General features: G+C 71.5%; 18 protein-coding genes. 13 read left to right on the top strand and 5 right to left on the bottom strand.

Features of this window, described 5'->3' with window-relative positions:
- The first annotated feature begins 67 nt into the window (after window positions 1–67).
- Complete coding sequence (locus FGF04_RS27440) at window positions 68–865, top strand: phosphatase (RefSeq protein WP_149514025.1); 798 nt, start codon at window positions 68–70, stop codon at window positions 863–865.
- A gap of 7 nt (window positions 866–872) precedes the next feature.
- Here the strand turns inward: FGF04_RS27440 and FGF04_RS27445 are convergent, their stop codons facing one another.
- The 3 genes from FGF04_RS27445 to FGF04_RS27455 all read right to left on the bottom strand — a co-directional run bounded on the left by FGF04_RS27445 (window position 873) and on the right by FGF04_RS27455 (window position 3,777).
- A complete protein-coding gene (locus FGF04_RS27445) occupies window positions 873–1,754 on the bottom strand; it encodes an acyl-CoA thioesterase (RefSeq protein ID WP_149514026.1) in 882 nt (293 codons plus the stop codon).
- 46 nt (window positions 1,755–1,800) lie between these two features.
- The gene (locus FGF04_RS27450) at window positions 1,801–2,958 is read right to left on the bottom strand and encodes an acyl-CoA dehydrogenase family protein (protein ID WP_149514027.1); all 1,158 of its coding nucleotides are present in this window, start codon (window positions 2,956–2,958) and stop codon (window positions 1,801–1,803) included.
- A gap of 219 nt (window positions 2,959–3,177) precedes the next feature.
- On the bottom strand, window positions 3,178–3,777 hold the full coding sequence (locus FGF04_RS27455) for an SACE_7040 family transcriptional regulator (protein ID WP_149514028.1): 600 nt from the start codon (window positions 3,775–3,777) through the stop codon (window positions 3,178–3,180).
- A 90-nt stretch (window positions 3,778–3,867) separates the two neighbouring features.
- Between FGF04_RS27455 and FGF04_RS27460 the strand changes: the two genes are divergently transcribed.
- The 9 genes from FGF04_RS27460 to FGF04_RS27500 all read left to right on the top strand — a co-directional run bounded on the left by FGF04_RS27460 (window position 3,868) and on the right by FGF04_RS27500 (window position 16,158).
- A complete protein-coding gene (locus FGF04_RS27460) occupies window positions 3,868–5,484 on the top strand; it encodes a carboxyl transferase domain-containing protein (protein ID WP_149514029.1) in 1,617 nt (538 codons plus the stop codon).
- A 14-nt stretch (window positions 5,485–5,498) separates the two neighbouring features.
- A complete protein-coding gene (locus FGF04_RS27465) occupies window positions 5,499–7,514 on the top strand; it encodes an acetyl/propionyl/methylcrotonyl-CoA carboxylase subunit alpha (protein WP_149514030.1) in 2,016 nt (671 codons plus the stop codon).
- Window positions 7,511–8,473, top strand: a complete 963-nt coding sequence (locus FGF04_RS27470) for a hydroxymethylglutaryl-CoA lyase (protein WP_149514031.1) — start codon at window positions 7,511–7,513, stop codon at window positions 8,471–8,473. Before FGF04_RS27465 ends, FGF04_RS27470 begins: the two co-directional genes overlap by 4 nt.
- Window positions 8,474–8,484: 11 nt before the next feature.
- The gene (locus FGF04_RS27475; RefSeq protein ID WP_149514396.1) at window positions 8,485–9,645 is read left to right on the top strand and encodes an acyl-CoA dehydrogenase family protein; all 1,161 of its coding nucleotides are present in this window, start codon (window positions 8,485–8,487) and stop codon (window positions 9,643–9,645) included.
- A gap of 144 nt (window positions 9,646–9,789) precedes the next feature.
- Entirely contained in the window at window positions 9,790–10,839 is a 1,050-nt protein-coding gene (locus FGF04_RS27480) for an ABC transporter substrate-binding protein (protein ID WP_149514032.1), read from the top strand.
- 220 nt (window positions 10,840–11,059) lie between these two features.
- Window positions 11,060–12,526 carry a lysine decarboxylase DesA gene (gene desA / locus FGF04_RS27485; RefSeq protein WP_149514033.1) on the top strand — a complete coding sequence of 489 codons (1,467 nt, stop codon included), beginning with the start codon at window positions 11,060–11,062 and terminating at the stop codon, window positions 12,524–12,526.
- 40 nt (window positions 12,527–12,566) lie between these two features.
- Window positions 12,567–13,826 carry a lysine N(6)-hydroxylase/L-ornithine N(5)-oxygenase family protein gene (locus tag FGF04_RS27490; protein ID WP_149514034.1) on the top strand — a complete coding sequence of 420 codons (1,260 nt, stop codon included), beginning with the start codon at window positions 12,567–12,569 and terminating at the stop codon, window positions 13,824–13,826.
- Window positions 13,823–14,383 carry a GNAT family N-acetyltransferase gene (locus tag FGF04_RS27495; protein WP_149514035.1) on the top strand — a complete coding sequence of 187 codons (561 nt, stop codon included), beginning with the start codon at window positions 13,823–13,825 and terminating at the stop codon, window positions 14,381–14,383. Before FGF04_RS27490 ends, FGF04_RS27495 begins: the two co-directional genes overlap by 4 nt.
- On the top strand, window positions 14,380–16,158 hold the full coding sequence (locus tag FGF04_RS27500; RefSeq protein ID WP_149514036.1) for an IucA/IucC family protein: 1,779 nt from the start codon (window positions 14,380–14,382) through the stop codon (window positions 16,156–16,158). The genes FGF04_RS27495 and FGF04_RS27500 overlap by 4 nt, the downstream gene beginning before the upstream one ends.
- A gap of 73 nt (window positions 16,159–16,231) precedes the next feature.
- Here the strand turns inward: FGF04_RS27500 and FGF04_RS27505 are convergent, their stop codons facing one another.
- On the bottom strand, window positions 16,232–17,839 hold the full coding sequence (locus tag FGF04_RS27505; protein WP_149514037.1) for a beta-N-acetylhexosaminidase: 1,608 nt from the start codon (window positions 17,837–17,839) through the stop codon (window positions 16,232–16,234).
- Between the two features lie 62 nt (window positions 17,840–17,901).
- Between FGF04_RS27505 and FGF04_RS27510 the strand changes: the two genes are divergently transcribed.
- The 3 genes from FGF04_RS27510 to glmS all read left to right on the top strand — a co-directional run bounded on the left by FGF04_RS27510 (window position 17,902) and on the right by glmS (window position 21,045).
- On the top strand, window positions 17,902–18,768 hold the full coding sequence (locus tag FGF04_RS27510; protein WP_149514038.1) for a DUF4429 domain-containing protein: 867 nt from the start codon (window positions 17,902–17,904) through the stop codon (window positions 18,766–18,768).
- 190 nt (window positions 18,769–18,958) lie between these two features.
- A complete protein-coding gene (locus FGF04_RS27515; RefSeq protein WP_149514039.1) occupies window positions 18,959–19,216 on the top strand; it encodes a hypothetical protein in 258 nt (85 codons plus the stop codon).
- A gap of 11 nt (window positions 19,217–19,227) precedes the next feature.
- Window positions 19,228–21,045, top strand: a complete 1,818-nt coding sequence (glmS, locus tag FGF04_RS27520) for a glutamine--fructose-6-phosphate transaminase (isomerizing) (protein ID WP_149514040.1) — start codon at window positions 19,228–19,230, stop codon at window positions 21,043–21,045.
- A gap of 268 nt (window positions 21,046–21,313) precedes the next feature.
- Here glmS and FGF04_RS27525 read toward each other — a convergent pair whose 3' ends face one another.
- A complete protein-coding gene (locus FGF04_RS27525) occupies window positions 21,314–21,838 on the bottom strand; it encodes a universal stress protein (protein WP_149514041.1) in 525 nt (174 codons plus the stop codon).
- Window positions 21,839–22,118: the final 280 nt, after the last annotated feature.

A 22,118-nucleotide genomic window follows, 5' to 3' on the forward strand; every position in this document is an offset into this window, starting at 1 on the left:
GAGTGACTCAAATCCCACGGTTCGATACCCGGCGCCACACAGCGGAGCGCACCGGCAGAATGGGAGCATGCCGATACCCGCAGCCCCCACCCGCGCCGACCTCCTCGACCACCTCGTACGGACGCGTATCGCGGGCGACGTGGCCACCCCCCGCGAGAACAACCTCTCCCACTACCGCAAGCTCGCCAACGGCGACCGCAACTACTGGCTCGGCCTGGAACTCGGCGACCGCTGGACCGACGAGCAGGACGTCCTCGCGGTCATGGCGGAGCGGTGCGGCGTGAACGACGACCCGGAGTACCGGTACGGCCAGGACACCATCGACCCGGAGCTGACGGTCGACGCGCTGGAGCGGATGGCGGGCCGGCTGCGCAAGGCCGCGGCGGGCCGGCAGCGTGTGCTGTTCGCCACCGGCCACCCCGGCGGCCTGCTGGACGTGCACCGCGCCACCGCCGCGGCCCTGCGCGCCGCCGGCTGCGAGATCGTCGTCGTCCCGGACGGGCTGACCACGGACGAGGGGTACGTCTTCCAGTTCGCCGACGTCGCCGTCCTGGAGCACGGCGCGACCCTGTGGCACACGCACTCGGGCGAGCCGATGCGGGCGATCCTGCGGGGCCTGGAGGGCGAGGGCCGCCCGCTGCCCGACCTGGTCGTCGCCGACCACGGCTGGGCGGGCTGCGCGGGCCAGCTGGGCCTGGACTCCATGGGGTACGCGGACTGCAACGACCCGGCCCTGTTCCTCGCGGAGGCGGAGGGCACGGTCCAGGTCACCGTCCCCCTCGACGACCACGTCACCAGCCCGCGCCACTACGACCCGATGACCGCGTACCTGCTGGACGCGGCGGGCCTGACCCCGGGCGCCTAGAAGGGCGTCACCGGGGGATCCGGACCACGCCCTCCTGGATCACCGTGATCGCGAGGCGGCCGTCCTGGGTGTAGATGCGGGCCTGCCCCAGGCCCCGCCCGCCGGACGCGGACGGCGACTCCTGGTCGTACAGCAGCCACTCGTCGGCGCGGAACGGCCGGTGGAACCACATCGCGTGGTCCAGGCTGGCCCCGACGACGTCCCCGGTGACCCAGCCGCCGCGCCCGTGGGCGAGCAGCACCGAGTCCAGGAGCGTCATGTCGGAGACGTACGTGGCGAGGCAGACGTGCAGCAGCGGCTCGTCGATGGCGCCGTCGAGCTTGCCGTTGGTGCGGAACCAGACCTGGGAGCGCGGCTCGCGCGGCTGCCCGACGCTGGCGAACGGCGGCGCGTCCACGTAGCGCAGGTCGACGGCGGCCCGCGCTTCGAGCAGCCGCCGCACGACCGCCTCGTCGCCGTACGCCTCCAGGTACCGCGGCAGCATCTCGGCCGTGGTCTCCAGCGTCTCCGGATCGGGCGCGGGCGGCATGTCCGCCTGGTGGTCCATGCCCTCCTCGTACGTCTGGAACGACGCGGAGAGGTGGAAGATCGGCTGCCCGTGCTGGACGGCGACCACCCGGCGGGTCGTGAAGGACCGGCCGTCGCGGATGCGGTCGACGGTGTAGACGATGGGCGCGCCCGCGTCCCCCGCCCGCAGGAAATAGGCGTGCAGGGAGTGGGCGTGCCGGTCCGCGGGGACCGTGCGCCCCGCGGCGACCAGCGCCTGCGCCGCGACCTGCCCGCCGAAGACGCGCGGGACGACGGCGAAGCGCGACTGGCCGCGGAAGATGTCCTGCTCGATCCGCTCCAGGTCGAGCAGATCGAGCAGGGACTGAAGTGCCTGACTCATGCGTCAGTTGTACCGTGCAGTCGTTTCCCGGATGTTGTCGCGCGTCCTACAGGCCCATGTTCTTGGCGATGATCGACTTCATGATCTCGCTGGTGCCGCCGTAGATGCGGTTGACGCGGTTGTCCGCGTACAGGCGGGCGATCGGGTACTCGTTCATGAAGCCGTAGCCGCCGTGCAGTTGCAGGCAGCGGTCGATGACGCGGTGGGCGACCTCGGTGCAGAACAGCTTCGCGGAGGCGGCCTCGGCGGCGCTGAGCTCGCCCGCGTCCAGGGCCTCCAGGGCGCGGTCGGCGACGGCCTGGGCGGCGTCCACCTCGGCCTGGCAGGCGGCCAGCTCGAACTTGGTGTTCTGGAAGTGCGAGACCGGCTTGCCGAAGACGGTGCGCTCCTGCACGTACTCCTTGGCGAACCGGACGGCGGCCGCGGCCTGCGCGTACGCGCCGAAGGCGATGCCCCAGCGCTCGGAGGGGAGGTTGCCGCCGAGGTAGTAGAAGCCCTTGTTCTCCTCGCCGAGGAGGTCCTCGACCGGGACCTTCACGTCGACGAACGCCAGCTCGGCGGTGTCGGAGGTCTTCAGGCCGAGCTTGTCGAGCTTGCGGCCGACCGAGTAGCCCTCGGACTTGGTGTCCACGGCGAACAGGGAGATGCCGAAGCGGCGGTCCTCGGCCGTGGGCGCGGAGGTGCGGGCGCAGACGATGACGCGGTCGGCGTGCACGCCGCCGGTGATGAAGGTCTTGGCGCCGTTGAGGACGTAGTGCGTGCCGTCCTCGGAGAGCTTCGCGGTGGTCTTCATGCCCGCGAGGTCGGAGCCGGTGCCCGGCTCGGTCATCGCGAGGGCCCACATCTCCTCGCCGGAGACGAACTTCGGCAGGAAGCGCTTCTTCTGCTCGTCGGTGGCGAGCGCCTTGATGTAGGGCAGGCCCAGCAGGACGTGCACACCGGAGCCGCCGAAGGAGACGCCCGCGCGGGCGGTCTCCTCGTACATCACGGCCTCGAACTTGTACGAGTCGATGCCGGCGCCGCCGAACTCCTCGTCCACGCGGATGCCGAAGACGCCCAGCTCGGCGAGCTTGTAGTAGAAGTCGCGCGGCGCCTGGCCGGCGGCGAACCACTCGTCGTACACGGGGACGACCTCGGCCTCGATGAAGGCCCGGAGGGTCTCCCGGAACGCCTCGTGATCCTCACTGAACACCGTACGGCGCACCGCCGGCCCCTCTCTGCGCCTAAACCGGCGCCGCTCTCGCGGATGTGGTTGCCCGCCATGGGGGTTGCGCAATTGATGGTTGCGGTCGGATGCCGCCACCAATGGACACAATTCCATGGCTAAGCGCTTGCTCAGGTCTACGTTACCGGCCGGTCACGAGCATCGTCCAGACCAGGCCGCCCAGGCGTCCCGAGACGCTCGTCACGCCGGGGGCGCTCCTCACACCCCCGGGGCCCCCGCCGCCGCGAAAGCCCCTCTCGCCATACGGTGCAGCAGTTCCGCCGTGCCCGCCCGTCCGGGCAGCGAGCCCGGGCGCCCCAGGTGCGGGGTGGAGTTCAGCAGGCCGAAGACCGAGTGCACGGCCGAACGGGCGCCCGGTTCGGCCAGCTCCGGGTGCAGCTCGCGCACGACCGCCACCCACAGCTCGACGTACTGGCGCTGCAGCTGGCGCACGAGCTTGCGGTCGCTGTCCCGCAGGCGGTCCAGCTCGCGGTCGTGCAGGGTGATCAGCGGGCGGTCGTCGAGCGCGAAGTCGATGTGCCCCTCGATGAGCGAGTCGAGCAGCGCCTCGGGGTCCCCGCCGGACTCCGCCACGCGGCGCTTGCCCCCGGTCAGCAGCTGCTCGCTGATCCCGACCAGCAGCTCGGCGAGCATCGCGTCCTTGCCCGCGAAGTGCCGGTACAGACCGGGGCCGCTGATGCCGACCGCCGCGCCTATCTCGTCGACGCCGACCCCGTGGAACCCGCGCTCGGCGAAGAGGCGGGCGGCCTCCCTCAGGATCTGCTCGCGTCGGGTGGGGGCGTCGGTTCTGGTGGCCATGCGATCAATTCTAGACAGGACGGTTAGCGCTCGTTAACCTGAACGAAAAGCGTTAACGCTCATTAACTTGTTGCGTGAGGGGACCGCACGATGCACGAGGCACCGGAGCTCCACAGCGCGGCCGACCCCGCGTCGGAGTCCTGGCGGGAGAACGAGGCGGCACACCGCGCGCTCGTCGACGAGCTGCACGGCAAGCTCGCCGCGGCCCGCCTGGGCGGCGGCGAGCGGGCCCGCGCCCGGCACACCGCGCGCGGCAAGCTGCTGCCGCGCGACCGCGTGGACACCCTGCTCGACCCCGGCTCGCCGTTCCTGGAGCTGGCCCCGCTGGCGGCCGACGGGCTGTACGAGGGGCAGGCCCCGGCGGCGGGCGTCATCGCCGGTGTCGGCCGGGTCGCGGGCCGCGAGTGCGTGGTGGTCGCCAACGACGCCACGGTCAAAGGCGGCACGTACTACCCCATGACGGTGAAGAAGCACCTGCGCGCCCAGGAGGTGGCGCTGGAGAACCGCCTGCCCTGCGTCTACCTGGTGGACTCGGGCGGCGCCTTCCTGCCGATGCAGGACGAGGTCTTCCCCGACCGCGACCACTTCGGCCGGATCTTCTACAACCAGGCCCGGATGTCGGGGGCCGGCATCCCGCAGATCGCGGCCGTGCTCGGCTCCTGCACGGCCGGCGGGGCGTACGTCCCGGCGATGAGCGACGAGGCGGTCATCGTGCGCGGCCAGGGCACGATCTTCCTCGGCGGCCCGCCGCTGGTGAAGGCCGCGACCGGCGAGGTCGTCACGGCGGAGGAGCTGGGCGGCGGCGAGGTGCACTCCCGGGTCTCCGGCGTCACCGACCACCTGGCGGAGGACGACGCGCACGCCCTGCGGATCGTGCGCACGATCGTCTCCACACTCCCCGCCCGCGGCCCCCTGCCCTGGCAGGTCACGGCCGCCGCCGAGCCGAAGGTGGACCCCGCCGGGCTGTACGGCGCGGTGCCGGTCGACTCCCGCACCCCCTACGACGTGCGCGAGGTCATCGCCCGCGTGGTGGACGGCTCGCGCTTCGCGGAGTTCAAGGCGGAGTTCGGGCAGACCCTGGTCACCGGCTTCGCCCGCATCCACGGCCACCCGGTCGGGATCGTCGCCAACAACGGCATCCTGTTCTCCGAGTCCGCCCAGAAGGGCGCCCACTTCATCGAGCTGTGCGACCAGCGCGGCATCCCGCTGGTGTTCCTGCAGAACATCTCCGGCTTCATGGTGGGCCGGCAGTACGAGGCCGGGGGCATCGCCAAGCACGGCGCCAAGATGGTGACCGCGGTGGCCTGCGCGCGCGTGCCCAAGCTGACGGTCGTGGTCGGCGGCTCGTACGGCGCGGGCAACTACTCGATGTGCGGCCGGGCGTACTCGCCGCGCTTCCTGTGGATGTGGCCGAACGCCAAGATCTCCGTGATGGGCGGCGAGCAGGCCGCCTCCGTCCTCGCCACCGTCAAGCGCGACCAGCTGGAGGGGCGCGGCGAGACCTGGTCCGCCGACGACGAGGAGGCGTTCAAGGACCCGGTCCGCGCCCAGTACGAGACCCAGGGCAGCGCCTACTACGCGACGGCCCGGCTCTGGGACGACGGGGTCATCGACCCGATGGAGACCCGGCAGGTGCTGGGGCTCGCTCTGACGGCCTGCGCGAACGCCCCGCTGGGTGACCCCCAGTTCGGCGTCTTCCGGATGTGAGGGGACCCACGACGATGTTCGACACGGTACTGGTGGCCAACCGCGGCGAGATCGCCGTCCGGGTGATCCGGACGCTGCGGTCGCTGGGCGTGCGCTCGGTGGCCGTCTTCTCCGACGCGGACGCCGACGCCCGGCACGTGCGCGAGGCGGACACGGCGGTGCGCATCGGCCCCGCGCCGGCCGCCGAGAGCTACCTGTCGGCGGAGCGGCTGCTGGAGGCGGCGGCGCGCACGGGCGCGCAGGCGGTGCACCCGGGATACGGGTTCCTCGCCGAGAACGCGGCCTTCGCGCGGGCCTGCACGGAGGCGGGGCTGGTCTTCATCGGCCCGCCCGCGGACGCCATCTCCCTGATGGGCGACAAGATCCGCGCCAAGGAGACGGTGCGGGCGGCCGGGGTCCCGGTGGTGCCGGGCTCCTCGGGCAGCGGTCTGACCGACGCCGAACTGGCCTCCGCGGCGCGGGAGATCGGCATGCCGGTGCTGCTGAAGCCGTCGGCGGGCGGGGGCGGCAAGGGCATGCGGCTGGTGCGCGACGAGGCCGCGCTGGCGGAGGAGATCGCCGCCGCGCGCCGTGAGGCCCGCGCCTCCTTCGGCGACGACACGCTCCTCGTCGAGCGGTGGGTCGACCGGCCCCGGCACATCGAGATCCAGGTCCTGGCGGACGGCCACGGCGGCGTGGTGCACCTGGGCGAGCGCGAGTGCTCCCTCCAGCGCCGGCACCAGAAGATCATCGAGGAGGCGCCGAGCGTGCTCCTCGACGAGAAGACCCGCGCCGCGATGGGCGAGGCGGCCGTCCAGGCGGCCCGCTCGTGCGGCTACTCGGGCGCGGGCACGGTCGAGTTCATCGTGCCGGGCGACGACCCGTCCTCGTACTACTTCATGGAGATGAACACCCGCCTCCAGGTCGAGCACCCCGTGACCGAGCTGATCACGGGCCTGGACCTGGTGGAGTGGCAGCTGCGGGTGGCGGCGGGCGAGCGCCTGGGCCTCGCCCAGGACGACATCACCCTCACCGGGCACGCGGTGGAGGCCCGCATCTGCGCGGAGGACCCCGCGCGCGGGTTCCTGCCGTCCGGCGGCACGGTCCTGCGGCTGCACGAGCCCGAGGGCGACGGCGTGCGCACGGACTCGGGCCTGACCGAGGGCACGGAGGTCGGCTCGCTGTACGACCCGATGCTGTCCAAGGTCATCGCGTACGGCCCTGACCGGGCGACGGCGTTGCGCCGCCTGCGCGGGGCGCTGGCCCGGACGGTGACGCTGGGGGTGCAGACGAACGCGGGCTTCCTGCGGCGGCTGCTGGCGCACCCGGCGGTGGTCGCGGGCGAGCTGGACACGGGGCTGGTGGAGCGGGAGGTCCAAGGGCTGGTACCGGAGGAGGTTCCCCCGGAGGTCTACGCGGCGGCCGGGCTGCTGCGCCAGGCGGCGCTCTCCCCCCAGGAACCGGGCGGCCGGACCGATCACCGGACCGATCACTGGACCGATCCCTTCTCGGTGCCGAGCGGGTGGCGGATGGGCGGCGAGGCCGCCTGGACCGTGCACCACCTGCGGGTGCCGGGCCACGACCCGGTGACGGTACGGGTGCGGGGCACGGAGGTGCGACTGGACGGCGCGGCCAGCGACCTGCGGGGGTCCGGTGCGGCGGAGGACCCCGCCACCCTCACCCTCCACCTCGACGGCGTCGCGCACACCTTCCACCACCGCGGCACCTGGCTCGGCCGGGACGGCGACGCGTGGAACGTGGTGGACCACGACCCCGTCGCCGCCTCCCTCACCGGCGCGGCGCACGGCGGCGCGGACTCCCTGACCGCGCCCATGCCCGGCACGGTGACCGTCGTGAAGGTCGCCGTCGGGGACGAGGTGGCCGCCGGGCAGAGCCTGCTGGTCGTGGAGGCGATGAAGATGGAGCACGTCCTGTCCGCCCCGCACGCCGGCACCGTCACCGAACTGGACGTCACCCCCGGCACGACGGTGGCCATGGACCAGGTCCTGGCCGTGGTCGCACCGGCCGCGGTACAGGAGGAGCAGGCATGACGACTCCCGGACTGGGCCTGCCCATGGCCGTACCCGCCGAAGGCCTCCCCGCCAGGGTCCGCGTCCACGAGGTCGGCGCGCGCGACGGGCTGCAGAACGAGAAGGAGGTCGTCCCGACGGAGGTGAAGGCGGAGTTCGTCCGCCGGCTGGCCGCCGCGGGCCTGACCACCGTCGAGGCGACCAGCTTCGTGCACCCCAAGTGGGTGCCCCAACTGGCCGACGCCGAGGAGCTGTTCCCGCTCGTACGGGACCTGCGGAGCCCTTCCGGGCAGGCCGTGCACCTGCCCGTCCTCGTCCCGAACGAGCGGGGCCTGGACCGCGCCCTGGCCCTCGGCGCGACCCGCGTCGCGGTCTTCGCCAGCGCCACCGAGTCCTTCGCGAAGGCCAACCTCAACCGGACCGTGGACGAGGCGCTGGCGATGTTCGAGCCGGTGGTCGCGCGGGCCCGGGCCGCGGGCGTCCACGTGCGCGGCTACCTCTCCATGTGCTTCGGCGACCCGTGGGAGGGCCCGGTCCCGGTCGACCGGGTCGTACGGGTCTGCCGGGCCCTGCTCGACATGGGCTGCGACGAGCTGAGCCTGGGCGACACGATCGGGGTGGCGACCCCGGGCCACGTGGGCGCGCTCCTCACCGCGCTCGCCGGGGAGGGCGTGCCGGTGTCCGCCCTGGGCGTGCACTTCCACGACACGTACGGCCAGGCGCTCGCCAACACCCTGGCGGCGCTGCGGCACGGCGTGACGACCGTGGACGCCTCCGCGGGCGGCCTCGGCGGCTGCCCGTACGCGAAGAGCGCCACCGGCAACCTCGCCACCGAAGACCTCGTGTGGATGCTGACGGGCCTCGGCATCGACACCGGGATCGACCTCGGCCTCCTCACCGCCACCAGCGGGTGGATGGCCGGGCACCTGGGCCGACCCAGCCCGTCCCGCACCGTCCGCGCCCTCTCCCACAAGGAGTGACCCTCATGTCCCTGGACCACCGCCTCTCCCCCGAGCTCGACGAACTGCGGCGCACGGTCGCCGAGTTCGCCCAGGACGTCGTGGCGCCGAAGATCGGCGACTTCTACGAGCGCCACGAGTTCCCGTACGAGATCGTCCGCGAGATGGGCCGCATGGGCCTGTTCGGGCTGCCGTTCCCCGAGGAGTACGGCGGCATGGGCGGCGACTACCTGGCCCTGGGCATCGCCCTCGAAGAACTCGCCCGCGTCGATTCCTCGGTGGCGATCACCCTGGAGGCGGGGGTCTCGCTCGGCGCGATGCCGATCCACCTCTTCGGGACGCCGGAGCAGAAGGCCGAGTGGCTGCCCCGTCTCTGCGCGGGCGAGCTGCTCGGCGCGTTCGGCCTCACCGAGCCGGACGGCGGCTCGGACGCGGGCGCGACCCGTACGACGGCGCGCCGGGACGAGGCGACGGGCGAATGGGTGATCAACGGCAGCAAGTGCTTCATCACCAACTCGGGCACCGACATCACCGGCCTGGTCACGGTGACGGCGGTCACCGGCCGCAAGCCCGACGGCAAGCCGCTGATCTCGTCGATCATCGTGCCGTCCGGCACCCCCGGCTTCACGGTCGCCGCCCCCTACTCGAAGGTCGGCTGGAACGCCTCGGACACCCGCGAGCTGTCCTTCGCCGACGTCCGGGTCCCGGCCGCGAACCTGCTCGGCGAGGAGGGCCGCGGGTACGCGCAGTTCCTGCGCATCCTGGACGAGGGCCGCATCGCGATCGCGGCCCTGGCGACGGGCCTGGCCCAGGGCTGCGTCGACGAGTCGGTCAAGTACGCGAAGGAGCGCCACGCCTTCGGCCGCCCGATCGGGGTGAACCAGGCGATCCAGTTCAAGATCGCGGACATGGAGATGCGGGCCCACACGGCCCGCCTGGCCTGGCGCGACGCGGCCTCCCGGCTGGTGGCGGGCGAACCGTTCAAGAAGGAGGCGGCCCTGGCCAAACTCCACTCCTCCACGGTCGCCGTCGACAACGCCCGGGACGCCACCCAGATCCACGGCGGCTACGGCTTCATGAACGAGTACCCGGTGGCCCGCATGTGGCGAGACTCCAAGATCCTGGAAATCGGCGAGGGCACGAGCGAGGTCCAGCGCATGCTGATCGCACGGGAACTGGGCCTGACGAGCTGAGGACGCGGGTACCGTCGCCCGGGAGCGCGAAGCCCGGCGCCACCGGTCGACGGGGCCCGGCCCCTGGACATCAAATGAGGTTAGGCTAACCTACCTTTGCACTTGTCCGGTGGGCTCTTCGCCCTGTTCGAAAGCAGTCATGCCATGTCCAACGCCCGTGTCACCCACCTCACCCGTCGCGGCGTCCTCGCCGCCGGCGGGGCCCTCGGTCTCGGGGCCGTCCTGGCGGCCTGCGGGGACGACGACGCGAAGAGCGGCGGCTCGGCGGACTCGACGAAGAGCGCTGCCGCGTCCGGGCCCTGGACGTTCAAGGACGACCGGGGCGAGACCGTGAAGCTGGACCGGGTCCCGGCGAACATCGTCGCGTTCACCGGCGTCGCCGCCGCCCTCCACGACTACGGCATCGGGGTCAAGGGCGTCTTCGGGCCGACGAAGACCAAGGACGGCAAGGCCGACGTCCAGGCCGGCGACATGGACGTCAGCAAGCTGACCGTCCTCGGCAACGCCTGGGGCCAGTTCAACATCGAGAAGTACGCCGCCCTCGCCCCGGACGTGCTGCTCTCCACCATGTTCGACGACGCCGGCACCCTCTGGTACGTCCCCGAGGAGTCCGAGGAGAAGATCCTCAAGCTCGCCCCGAGCGTCGGCATCTCCGTCTACGACCGCCAACTGCCCGAGTCGCTGGAGCGGATGTTCGCGCTCGCCGAGTCGCTGGGCGCGGACGTGAAGGCCGCCAAGACGGTCCAGGCGAAGAAGGACTTCGAGAAGGCCGCCGAGCGCCTGCGCGCCGCCGCCAAGGCCCGCCCGGAGATCAAGGTCCTCGCCGGTTCCGCCAGCCAGGACATCTTCTACGTCTCCGGCTCGAACCTCTCCATCGACCTGGAGTACTTCAAGGCCCTCGGCGTGAACCTCGTCGAGCCGCCCGCCAAGGTCCTGAAGGAGAGCGGCGGCTGGTTCGAGAACCTGAGCTGGGAGAACGTCGACAAGTACCCGGCCGACGTGATCATCATGGACGACCGCACCGCGACCATCCAGCCCGCCGACATCACCGAGGCGACCTGGAAGAAGCTCCCCGCGGTCAAGGCCGGCCAGGTCATCGCCCGCACCCCGGAGCCGATCCTCTCCTACGCCAAGTGCACCCCCATGCTCGACAACCTCGCGGAGGCCATCGAGAAGGCGAAGAAGGTCGCCTGAGCCCGGATTCAGGGGCGCAAGCCCCTGAAAGGGGCGCGGGGAACTGCGCGGCCCGCCCCCACCGGGCCCGCAGACAAGCCAGTTGCGAGGCCTGCGTCACAGGAGCAGCAGGAGGCACCCTCAAGCACAGGGACTTAGGTTAGGCTAACCTAAGTTAAGAGCCGCCCCCACGGCTCCTACCTGCGCCCGTCCCTCTCCCGCCCCTCCGGAGGACTCCCCCATGCGCTCGCACCTGCTCAACGACACGACCGCGGAGCGGTACCGCCGCTCCGTGACCGAGGGAATAGAGCGGGTGGCGGCCAAACTCGCCACCACCGACCGACCGTTCACGGGCGTCACGGTCGACGCCCTCGCCCCCCGCATCGACCGCATCGACCTCGACCGGCCGCTGCACGACACCACCGCGGTGCTCGACGAACTGGAGGACGTCTACCTCCGGGACGCGGTCTACTTCCACCACCCCCGCTACCTCGCGCACCTCAACTGCCCGGTGGTCATCCCGGCCGTGGTCGGCGAGGCGGTCCTGTCCGCCGTCAACTCCTCCCTGGACACCTGGGACCAGTCGGCCGGCGGCACCCTCATCGAGCGCAAGCTCATCGACTGGACCAACGAGCGCATCGGCTTCGGCCCCGCCGCCGACGGCGTCTTCACCTCCGGCGGCTCGCAGTCCAACCTCCAGGCGCTGCTGCTCGCCCGGGAGGAGGCCAAGCCGGGACGGGCCGGGCGGGAAGGGGCCGCCTCCTACGGCGACCTGCGGATCTTCGCCTCCGAGGCGAGCCACTTCAGCGTGAAGAAGTCGGCGAAACTGCTCGGGCTCGGCCCCGACGCCGTCGTCACCGTCCCCACCGGCGCCGACAAGCGCATGCAGACGGTCGCGCTCGCCCACGAGCTGGAGCGCTGCCGCCGCGAGGGCCTGGTCCCCATGGCCGTCGTCGCCACCGCCGGCACCACCGACTTCGGCTCCATCGACCCGCTGCCCGAGATCGCCGAGCTGTGCGAGCAGTTCGGCGCCTGGCTGCACGTGGACGCCGCGTACGGCTGCGGGCTGCTCACCTCGCTGAAGAACCGGCACCGCCTCGACGGCATCGAGCGCGCCGACTCCGTGACCGTGGACTACCACAAGTCCTTCTTCCAGCCGGTGAGTTCCTCCGCCGTCCTGGTCCGCGACGCGGCCACCCTACGGCACGCCACCTACCACGCCGAGTACCTCAACCCGCGCCGCATGGTGCACGAGCGCATCCCCAACCAGGTCGACAAGTCCCTGCAGACCACCCGCCGGTTCGACGCCCTCAAACTGTGGATGACGCTGCGGACCATGGGCGCCGACGGCATCGGGCAGCTCTTCGACGAGGTCTGCGACCTCGCCGAGCGGGGCTGGGAGCTGCTGGCCGCCGACCCGCGCTACGACGTCGTGGTCGCCCCGTCCCTGTCCACCCTCGTCTTCCGCTACATCCCGGCCGCCGTCACCGACCCGGCCGAGATCGACCGCGCCAACCTGTACGCCCGCAAGGCCCTGTTCGCCTCCGGCGACGCGGTGGTCGCGGGCACGAAGGTGGGCGGCCGCCACTTCCTGAAGTTCACCCTGCTCAACCCCGAGACCACGACGGACGACATCACCGCCGTGCTCGACCTGATCGCCGGCCACGCCGAGCAGTACCTGGGAGAGTCCCTTGTCCACGCGTCCTGAACCCGCGACCGCGCGGTCCGCCGCTCCCGCCGGTTCCGCCGTGCACACGCACGATTTCGTCGGCATCGGGCTCGGCCCCTTCAACCTCGGCCTCGCCTGCCTCACCGAGCCGATCGACGAACTCGACGGCGTCTTCCTGGAGTCCAAGCCGGACTTCGAGTGGCACTCCGGGATGTTCCTGGAGGGCGCGCACCTCCAGACGCCGTTCCTGTCGGACCTGGTCACCCTGGCCGACCCGACGTCCCCGTACTCCTTCCTCAGCTACCTGAAGGAATCGGGCCGCCTGTACTCGTTCTACATCCGCGAGAACTTCTACCCGCTGCGCGTCGAGTACGACGCCTACTGCCGCTGGGCCGCCTCGAAGCTCACCAGCGTCCGCTTCGGCACGACGGTCGCGGAGGTGACGTACGACGACGAGAGCGAGGTGTACGTCGTCCGCACGACCACCGGCGACCGCTACCGCGCCCGCCACCTGGTCCTGGGCACCGGCACTCCCCCGTACGTCCCCGAGGCGTGCGCGGACCTCGGCGGGGACTTCATCCACAACTCCCGCTACCGGCAGCACAAGCGGGAGCTGCAGGCCAAGAAGTCGATCACGCTGGTCGGCAGCGGGCAGTCGGCCGCCGAGATCTACCTCGACCTGCTGAGCGAGATCGACGTCCACGGCTACCGGCTGAACTGGGTCACGCGCTCCCCGCGGTTCTTCCCGCTGGAGTACACCAAGCTCACGCTGGAGATGACCTCCCCCGAGTACATCGACTACTTCCACGCGCTGCCCGAGGGGACCCGCTACCGCCTCCAGGCGGAGCAGAAGGGCCTGTTCAAGGGCATCGACGGCGAACTGATCGACGCGATCTTCGACCTGCTCTACCAGAAGAACCTCGGCGGCCCGGTCCCCACCCGCCTGCTCACCAACTCGTCGTTGCACACCGCGGCCTACGAGAACGGCACGTACACCCTCGGCCTGCGCCAGGAGGAGCAGGGCAAGGAGTACGAGCTCCAGTCCGAGGGCCTGGTCCTCGCCACCGGCTACCGGTACGTGGAGCCCGCGTTCCTGGCGCCCGTGCGCGACCGCATCCGCTACGACGGCCACGGCAACCACGACGTGGCCCGCAACTACGCCATCGACGTCACCGGCCGCGGGATCTTCCTGCAGAACGCCGGCGTCCACACCCACTCGATCACCTCGCCGGACCTCGGCATGGGCCCGTACCGCAACACCTGCATCATCCGGGAGCTGCTCGGCACCGAGTACTACCCGGTGGAGAAGTCCATCGCGTTCCAGGAGTTCGCCGTATGAGCGCCACCGGTAGCAGCACCGCCGTCGGCACGCTGAGCATGCGGCCCCTCGACCCCCTCCAGGACGCCGGGCTGCTGCACTCCTGGGTGACCCATCCCAAGGCGGCGTACTGGATGATGCAGGACGCGAAGCTGCAGGACGTGGAGCGCGCGTACATGGCGATCGCTGCAAGCGAGCACCACCACGCCCACCTCGGGTTCCACGACGGGCGGCCCGCGTTCCTGATGGAGAGGTACGACCCCCGGTACATCGAGCTGGTCGGGCTGTACGAGCCCGAGCCGGGCGACGTCGGCATGCACTTCCTGGTCGCCCCCACCGACCGGCCCGTGCACGGCTTCACCCGGGCCGTCATCACCGCCGTGATGGAGGAGCTGTTCGCCGACCCGGGCACCCGCCGGGTCGTCGTCGAGCCGGACGTCACCAACACGGCGGTGCACGCGCTGAACGAGACTGTCGGCTTCGTCCCGGAGCGCGAGATCGAGAAGCCGGAGAAGCGCGCCCTGCTGTCCTTCTGCACCCGCGAGCAGTTCTTCGCGAGCCGAGGAGTTTCCCTGTGACCCTGTCCGACGCCGTGGCACACCTGTCCCCCCACCACTGGGCCCGCGCCGAACGCCTCCTGCTGCGCAAGGCGCTCGCCGAGTTCGCCCACGAACGGCTGATCACCCCCGAGGCCGTGGACGGCGAGCAGGACACGTACGCCGTCCGCAGCGACGACGGCCTGACCCGCTACCGCTTCACCGCCGTGCGCCGCGCCCTCGACCACTGGCAGGTCGACGCGGAGTCGATCACCCGCAGCCGCGACGGCGCCGAACTCCCGCTCGCCGCCCTGGACTTCTTCGTCGAGCTGCAGAAATCGCTCGGCCTGAGCGAGAAGATCCTGCCCGTCTACCTGGAGGAGATCTCCTCCACCCTCTCCAGCACCTGCTACAAGTTGGCCGAGCCCCGGCCCACCGCCGCCGAGCTCGCCGCGAGCGGCTTCCAGGAGATCGAGACGGGGATGACCGAGGGCCACCCCTGCTTCGTCGCCAACAACGGCCGGCTCGGCTTCGGCGTCCACGAGTACCTGTCGTACGCGCCGGAGACCGCGAGCCCGGTACGGCTGGTCTGGCTGGCCGCGCACCGCTCGCGGGCCGCGTTCACGGCGGGCGCCGGCATCGAGTACGAGTCGTTCCTGCGCGGGGAGCTGGGCGAGGAGACCGTGGAGCGCTTCCACGGCGTCCTGCGCGACCAGGGCCTCGACCCGGCCGACTACCTGTTCATCCCGGTCCACCCCTGGCAGTGGTGGAACAAGCTCACGGTGACCTTCGCCGCCGAGGTCGCCCGGCGGCACCTGGTGTGCCTGGGCGAGGGCGACGACGAATACCTTGCCCAGCAGTCGATCCGGACGTTCTTCAACACGAGCGCGCCCGAGAAGCACTACGTGAAGACCGCCCTGTCGATCGTCAACATGGGCTTCATGCGCGGGCTGTCCGCCGCCTACATGGAGGCGACCCCGGCCATCAACGACTGGCTGGCGCAGCTCGTCGACAACGACCCGCTGCTGCGCTCGACCGGCCTGTCGATCATCCGCGAGCGCGCGGCCGTCGGCTACCGGCACCTGGAGTACGAGGCCGCCACCGACCGCTACTCCCCGTACCGCAAGATGCTCGCCGCCCTGTGGCGCGAGAGCCCGGTCCCCTCGCTGCGCGACGGCGAGACCCTGGCCACCATGGCCTCGCTCGTCCACGTGGACGACGCGGGCTCCTCGGTCGCCGCCGCGCTGATCGAGCGCTCCGGGCTGACGCCGGTGGAGTGGCTGCGCCGCTACCTGCGGGCCTACCTCACGCCGCTGCTGCACAGCTTCTACGCGTACGACCTGGTGTTCATGCCGCACGGCGAGAACGTCATCCTCGTCCTGAAGGACGGGGTGGTCGAGCGGGCGGTCTACAAGGACATCGCCGAGGAGATCGCGGTCATGGACCCGGACGCGGTGCTGCCGCCGGCGGTCGAGCGGCTGCGCGTGGACGTCCCCGACGACAAGAAGCTCCTGTCGCTGTTCACGGACGTCTTCGACTGCTTCTTCCGCTTCCTGGCGTCGAACCTGGCGGACGAGGGCGTCCTGGCGGAGGACGACTTCTGGCGCACGGTCGCCGCGTGCGTACGCGACTACCAGCGGGAGACGCCCGAACTCGCGGACAAGTTCGCGCAGTACGACCTGTTCGCCCCCGAGTTCGCGCTGTCCTGCCTCAACCGGCTCCAGCTGCGCGACAACGAGCAGATGGTGGACCTCTCCGACCCCGCCGGGGCCCTCCAGCTCGTCGGCACGCTGGAGAACCCGATCGCCGGCCTGTAGGGGCCGGCTCCACGAACAGGCGGGCGCCCCCCCGTACGGTCCCMGGGGGCGCCCGCCGCCGTACCGGCGGTGCTCAGTCCGCGGGCCAGGGCACCTGCGGCGAGCGGTAGTAGTTCATGCCGAGCGCGTCCCAGCGCGGGGCCTGCGCGGCGAGCCGCACCCGGTAGTCGTCCCAGTCGTGCGTCGAGGCGGGCGACCAGCCGAGCTCGGCCACCCCGGGCAGCCGCGGGAACGCCATGAACTCCAGGTCGGACGAGGTCGACAGGGTCTCCGTCCACAGCGGTGCCTCGACACCGCGCACGGCCGTACCGGGCACGCCGGCGAGGTAGGCGCCCGGGTCCCAGTCGTAGGAGCGCCGCACCTCCACCAGTCCGGCCCAGGCCTGGCCGAGGGGCGTGTCCGCGGTGTACTTCATGTCGAGGTACACCCGGTCGGCGGGCGACAGGACGATCCCGGTGCCGTTGCGCGCCGCCGCCGCGACCTGCTCCTTCTCGGCGGCGCCCGTGCCGTCCAGGCCCCAGTACTGGGCCACCGCGCCCGGCGCCGGGGCCGCGGTCAGCTGGTGCCAGCCCACCACGGTCTTGCCGTACCTCGCGACGACCGGCTGGACCTTCTCCATGAAGGTCACGTAGTCCTCGTGGCTGGTGGAGTGGGCCTCGTCGCCGCCGATGTGCAGGTACCGGCCCGGGGTGATGGCGGCCAGCTCCCGGATCACGTCGTCCACGAAGTCGTACGTCACCGGCTTGCCGACGCACAGCGAGCTGAAGCCGACCTCGGTGCCGGTGTAGAGCGGCGGGGCGACGCCGTCGCAGTTCAGCTCCGGGTACGAGGCGAGCGCCGCGTTGGTGTGCCCGGGCATGTCGATCTCGGGCACGACCTCCAGGTGGCGCGAGGCGGCGTACCGGACGATGTCCTTGTACTGGGCCTTCGTGTAGTGGCCGCCGGGGCCGCCGCCGACCGACGTGGAACCGCCGTACGGGGCGAGCCGCGGCCAGGAGTCGATGGCGATGCGCCAGCCCTGGTCGTCGCTGAGGTGCAGGTGCAGGGTGTTGATCTTGTAGAGGGCCAGCTGGTCGATGTAGCGCTTGACCTGGTCCACGGTGAAGAAGTGCCGGGAGACGTCGAGCATCGCACCGCGCCAGCCGTAGCGCGGCGTGTCGGTGACGGTGCCGCCCGCGACCGGCCAGGGGCCGGGCTGCCGTGAGTCCTCCTCGACGGCGGCGGGCAGCAGCTGGCGCAGGGTCTGCACGCCGTGGAAGAGCCCGGCGGGCTCGCGGGCGGTGATCGTGACAGCACCCTTCCCGCTGGTCAGCCGGTAGCCCTCGGCGCCCAGACCGGCGGTGCCCTCGCGGGTGAGCCGCAGCCGGATGCCGTCGCCGCCCCGCTCGTCCGTGACGGGGAGGCGGTAGCCGGTGGACGGGCGCAGCACCCCGGCGAGGTACGAGCCGACGTCGCGGACCTCCTTCGACCGGTCCACGCGGATGCGGGTACCGCTCGTGATCCGGTACGGGGCGCCGCCCGGGTCGACGGAGGCGGGGGCCGGGACGATCCGGCTCAGCGGGGTGACGGGAGGGGGGACGGCGCGGTCGGACGCGGACGGTGCCGCGCCGACGGCGGAGATACCGGCGGCTGCCACGAGCAGCAGCGTACCGAGCAGGCGGGGCGTTCTGTGCTGTCTCACATGCGCTCCCTTCGAATGGGTATAGACCACTCTCCCGCAGAGCCGGTGGAAGAATCACCCCCATGGCGGAAATCATCCAGCGGGACGGGACCTGGACCTTCGACGGCGACGCCCTGCGGCTGGTGCCGGGCTGTGACAAGAACGTGGGCCTGCTGCGCCGGTCGCTGGGTGAACTCACCGTCCCGCTGGGCGCGTTGGCGGGCATCTCGTTCGAGCAGGGCAAGCGGACCGGCCGGCTCAGGCTGCGGCTGCGGGACGGCGCGGACCCGCTGCTCCAGGCGACCGGGGGCCGGCTCGTGGACTCCGCCGACCCCTACCAGCTGACCGTGGAGTCGGACCGCTACGGCGTGGCGGAGTACTTCGTGGACGAGATACGCAACGCGCTGCTCCTGGACGAGGTGCCGGCCACGCCGGTCGACCGCTACCTGCTGCCGGGCCCGGCCGTGCCGCTGTCGGTCTCGGCGGGCGACGGCACGGCGAGCTTCGACGGGGAGCGGGTCCGCCTGGAGTGGAACTGGAAGACGGAGGAGGCCAAGGCGGCGGCCGGCACCCGCACGCTCGCCCTGGCCGAGATCCGGTCCGTGGAGTGGCAGCCGTCGGTGGGCCTGGAGAACGGACACCTGCGCTTCMCCGTCCGGGGCGCGCCCACGAAGGCCCCGCCGAAGTACGACCCCAACGCGGTCGAGCTGTGGGGCTTCAAGAAGGACCCGCTGATGGCGCTGGTGGCGGCGGCGGTGCAGGCGCGCCTCCCGCACCCCTCGGCGCCGCCCGCGCAGGACGCGGCGCCGAAGCAGCTCGCCGCCTCCGCCGCCTCGGACCACGACGCCCTCCTCCGCCGCCTGCGCGAACTGGGCGACCTGCACCGATCGGGTGTCCTGACGGACGAGGAGTTCAGCATGGCCAAGCGGGCCCTGCTGAAGGGGATGTAGGGGTACGGGGCAGGGTGCGGCCCGGTGGGGGCTGATCGCGCAGTTCCCCGCGCCCCTCAAAAGCGGGGCTGCGCCCCGGCTTTTGAGGGGCGCGGGGAACCCCCTCCCGCGCCACAGCAAACCAACAACCCCTTGCCCGATATCGGGCAGGATTCTTGCGATCGGTCCCTTCATACCCCAGGATCATCGGGTGCACGAGGACCTCGTCGATCATCTGACACGCTCCTCGCCCCTCAGCCGGGGCGAGGCACTGCGGGTGATCCAGGACGTGCTCGCCTACTTCGACGAGACGACGGAGGACTACGTCCGTCGCCGCCACCGGGAGCTCCAGGCACAGGGCTGGATCAACTCGGCGATCTTCGAACGGATCACGGCGGACCTCAAATACCGCGCGGTCGCCCCGCCGGAGCTCACGCTCCGCCAGGTGCGCCGCATCGTCTACGGCTAGGAACCTCTCGTATGTGCGGAATCGTGGGATACATCGGCCGGCGCGACGTGGCGCCGCTCCTCCTGGAGGGCCTGCAGCGCCTGGAGTACCGCGGCTACGACTCGGCCGGCCTCGTGGTGACGTCCCCGAAGACGGCCGGCCTGAAGATGGTCAAGGCCAAGGGCCGGGTCCGTGACCTGGAGGCCCGCGTCCCCAAGCGCTTCGCCGGCACCACGGGCATCGCCCACACCCGCTGGGCCACCCACGGCGCCCCCTCCGACGAGAACGCCCACCCGCACATGTCGGCCGATGACAAGGTCGCCGTCGTCCACAACGGCATCATCGACAACGCCTCCGACCTCCGCAAGAAGCTGGAGGCGGAGGGCGTCGAGTTCCTCTCCGAGACCGACACCGAGGTCCTCACGCACCTGATCGCCCGCGCCCCGGCCGAGACGCTGGAGGAGAAGGTCCGCCAGGCCCTGCGGCTGGTCGAGGGCACGTACGGCATCGCCGTGATGCACGCCGACCACGCGGACCGCATCGTGGTCGCCCGCAACGGCTCCCCGGTCGTCCTCGGCATCGGCGAGAAGGAGATGTTCGTCGCCTCGGACATCGCCGCGCTGGTCACCCACACCCGCCAGATCGTCACCCTCGACGACGGCGAGATGGCGACGCTGAAGGCCGACGACTTCCGGACGTACACCACCGAGGGCACCCGTACGACGGCCGAGCCGACCACCGTGGAGTGGGAGGCGGCCTCCTACGACATGGGCGGCCACGACACGTACATGCACAAGGAGATCCACGAGCAGGCCGAGGCCGTGGACCGGGTGCTGCGCGGCCGCATCGACGACCGGTTCTCCACCGTGCACCTGGGCGGCCTGAACCTGGACGCCCGCGAGGCGCGCAAGATCCGGCGCGTGAAGATCCTCGGCTGCGGCACCTCGTACCACGCGGGCATGATCGGCGCCCAGATGATAGAGGAGCTGGCCCGCATCCCCGCGGACGCCGAGCCCGCCTCGGAGTTCCGCTACCGCAACGCGGTCGTCGACCCCGACACGCTGTACGTGGCGGTGTCCCAGTCCGGTGAGACGTACGACGTGCTGGCGGCCGTGCAGGAGCTGAAGCGCAAGGGCGCCCGGGTCCTGGGCGTCGTGAACGTCGTCGGCTCGGCCATCGCCCGCGAGGCCGACGGCGGCATGTACGTGCACGCCGGACCCGAGGTGTGCGTGGTCTCCACCAAGTGCTTCACCAACACCACGGTCGCCTTCGCGCTGCTCGCCCTGCACCTGGGCCGCACCCGCGACCTGTCCGTCTCCGACGGCAAGCGGATCATCGAGGGCCTGCGCCGGCTGCCCGGCCAGATCACCGAGATCCTCGCCCAGGAGGACGAGATCAAGAAGCTGGCCGAGCAGTACGCCGAGGCCCGCTCGATGCTCTTCATCGGCCGGGTGCGCGGCTACCCGGTGGCCCGCGAGGCCTCGCTGAAGCTGAAGGAGGTCTCGTACATCCACGCCGAGGCCTACCCCGCCTCGGAGCTGAAGCACGGCCCGCTCGCGCTGATCGAGCCGGCGCTGCCGACGGTCGCGATCGTCCCGGACGACGACCTGCTGGAGAAGAACCGCGCGGCCCTGGAGGAGATCAAGGCCCGCAGCGGCAAGATCCTCGCCGTGGCCCACCAGCACCAGGAGAAGGCCGACCAGACGATCGTCGTCCCGAAGAACGAGGACGAACTGGACCCGATCCTCCTCGGCATCCCCCTCCAACTCCTCGCCTACCACACGGCGTTGTCCCTGGGCCGGGACATCGACAAGCCGCGGAACCTGGCGAAGTCGGTGACGGTGGAGTAGCCCCCGCGCGGACCCCGGAACGGGCCGGGTCCCCACGTGTCGCCACCAGACACGAGGGGACCCGTTCACGCCGGGGTCGCCCAATACCCCGGCCGGCTGCCCACCACCGGGACCGTCACGCCCCGGTCGGCAGCACGCCGTACACCACATGCCGTACGACGACGGCAAACCTGCCCCCTATATGCCCTTCACAAGTACACAAACACCTCTACGCACGAGTAGTTTCCGCGCGTGCACAAGAGGGGGGACCGGTGGGGGCCGACGGGGCTCAGGGGATGACGACGACCGGCCGCTGCGCCCGCTTGGCGAGGCGCCCGGCGACCGACCCGAAGAGCCGGCCGACGATCCCGTGGGTCGAGCCCACGACGATCGCGTCGGCCTCGTACTCCCGTCCCACCTCTTCGAGTTCGTGGCAGATGTCGCCGCCGCGCTCGACGAGGATCCAGGGGACCTCGGCCAGGTAGTCCGCACAGGCGAGTTCGAGGCCGAGCACCTCGGTGCGGTGGTCCGGCACGTCGACGAAGACCGGCGGTTCGCAGCCGGCCCACACCGTGGTGGGCAGCCGGTTGGCCACGTGCACGATGATCAGGCCCGACCCGGAACGGCAGGCCATGCCGATCGCGTACGCCAGGGCCCGTTCGCTGGACGTCGAGCCGTCGAAGCCCACGACGACCCCGTGCTTGAAGGCGGGGTCGCAGGACTGACGTGCCTCTTCCGCCGCCAAGGGCTCGGCCGCCGTGGGATCGGCGACGGGGCGCTTGCGGTCCGCGGGTTCGAATTCGTGACCGGCCATGGGTGTCTCGGCGTTCGGATCCTCTACGTGGGACGAGCGGCAACGGCGGAGCTGTGTCCGGGAATCATCTTCCCAACCCCATACCCGCAAGGGTACGGCGACAAGCCTTCTCCGCCCACTTCCCGCTCTCGGCTCGGGAGGGTTCCCCGGAGCATGCACGAGAGGAACCCCGCAACGCAATGGTTGCTGCCACCTACAGCCGCTTTACGCGCCCCCTGGAGGTCGCCCCGTCAGGGGGCGCCTTCAAGGGGCGCGGGGAACTGCGCGACCGGCCCCCACC

The sequence above is a fragment of the Streptomyces apricus genome (genome assembly GCF_008369065.1).
Classification (GTDB): Bacteria; Actinomycetota; Actinomycetes; order Streptomycetales; family Streptomycetaceae; genus Streptomyces; species Streptomyces apricus.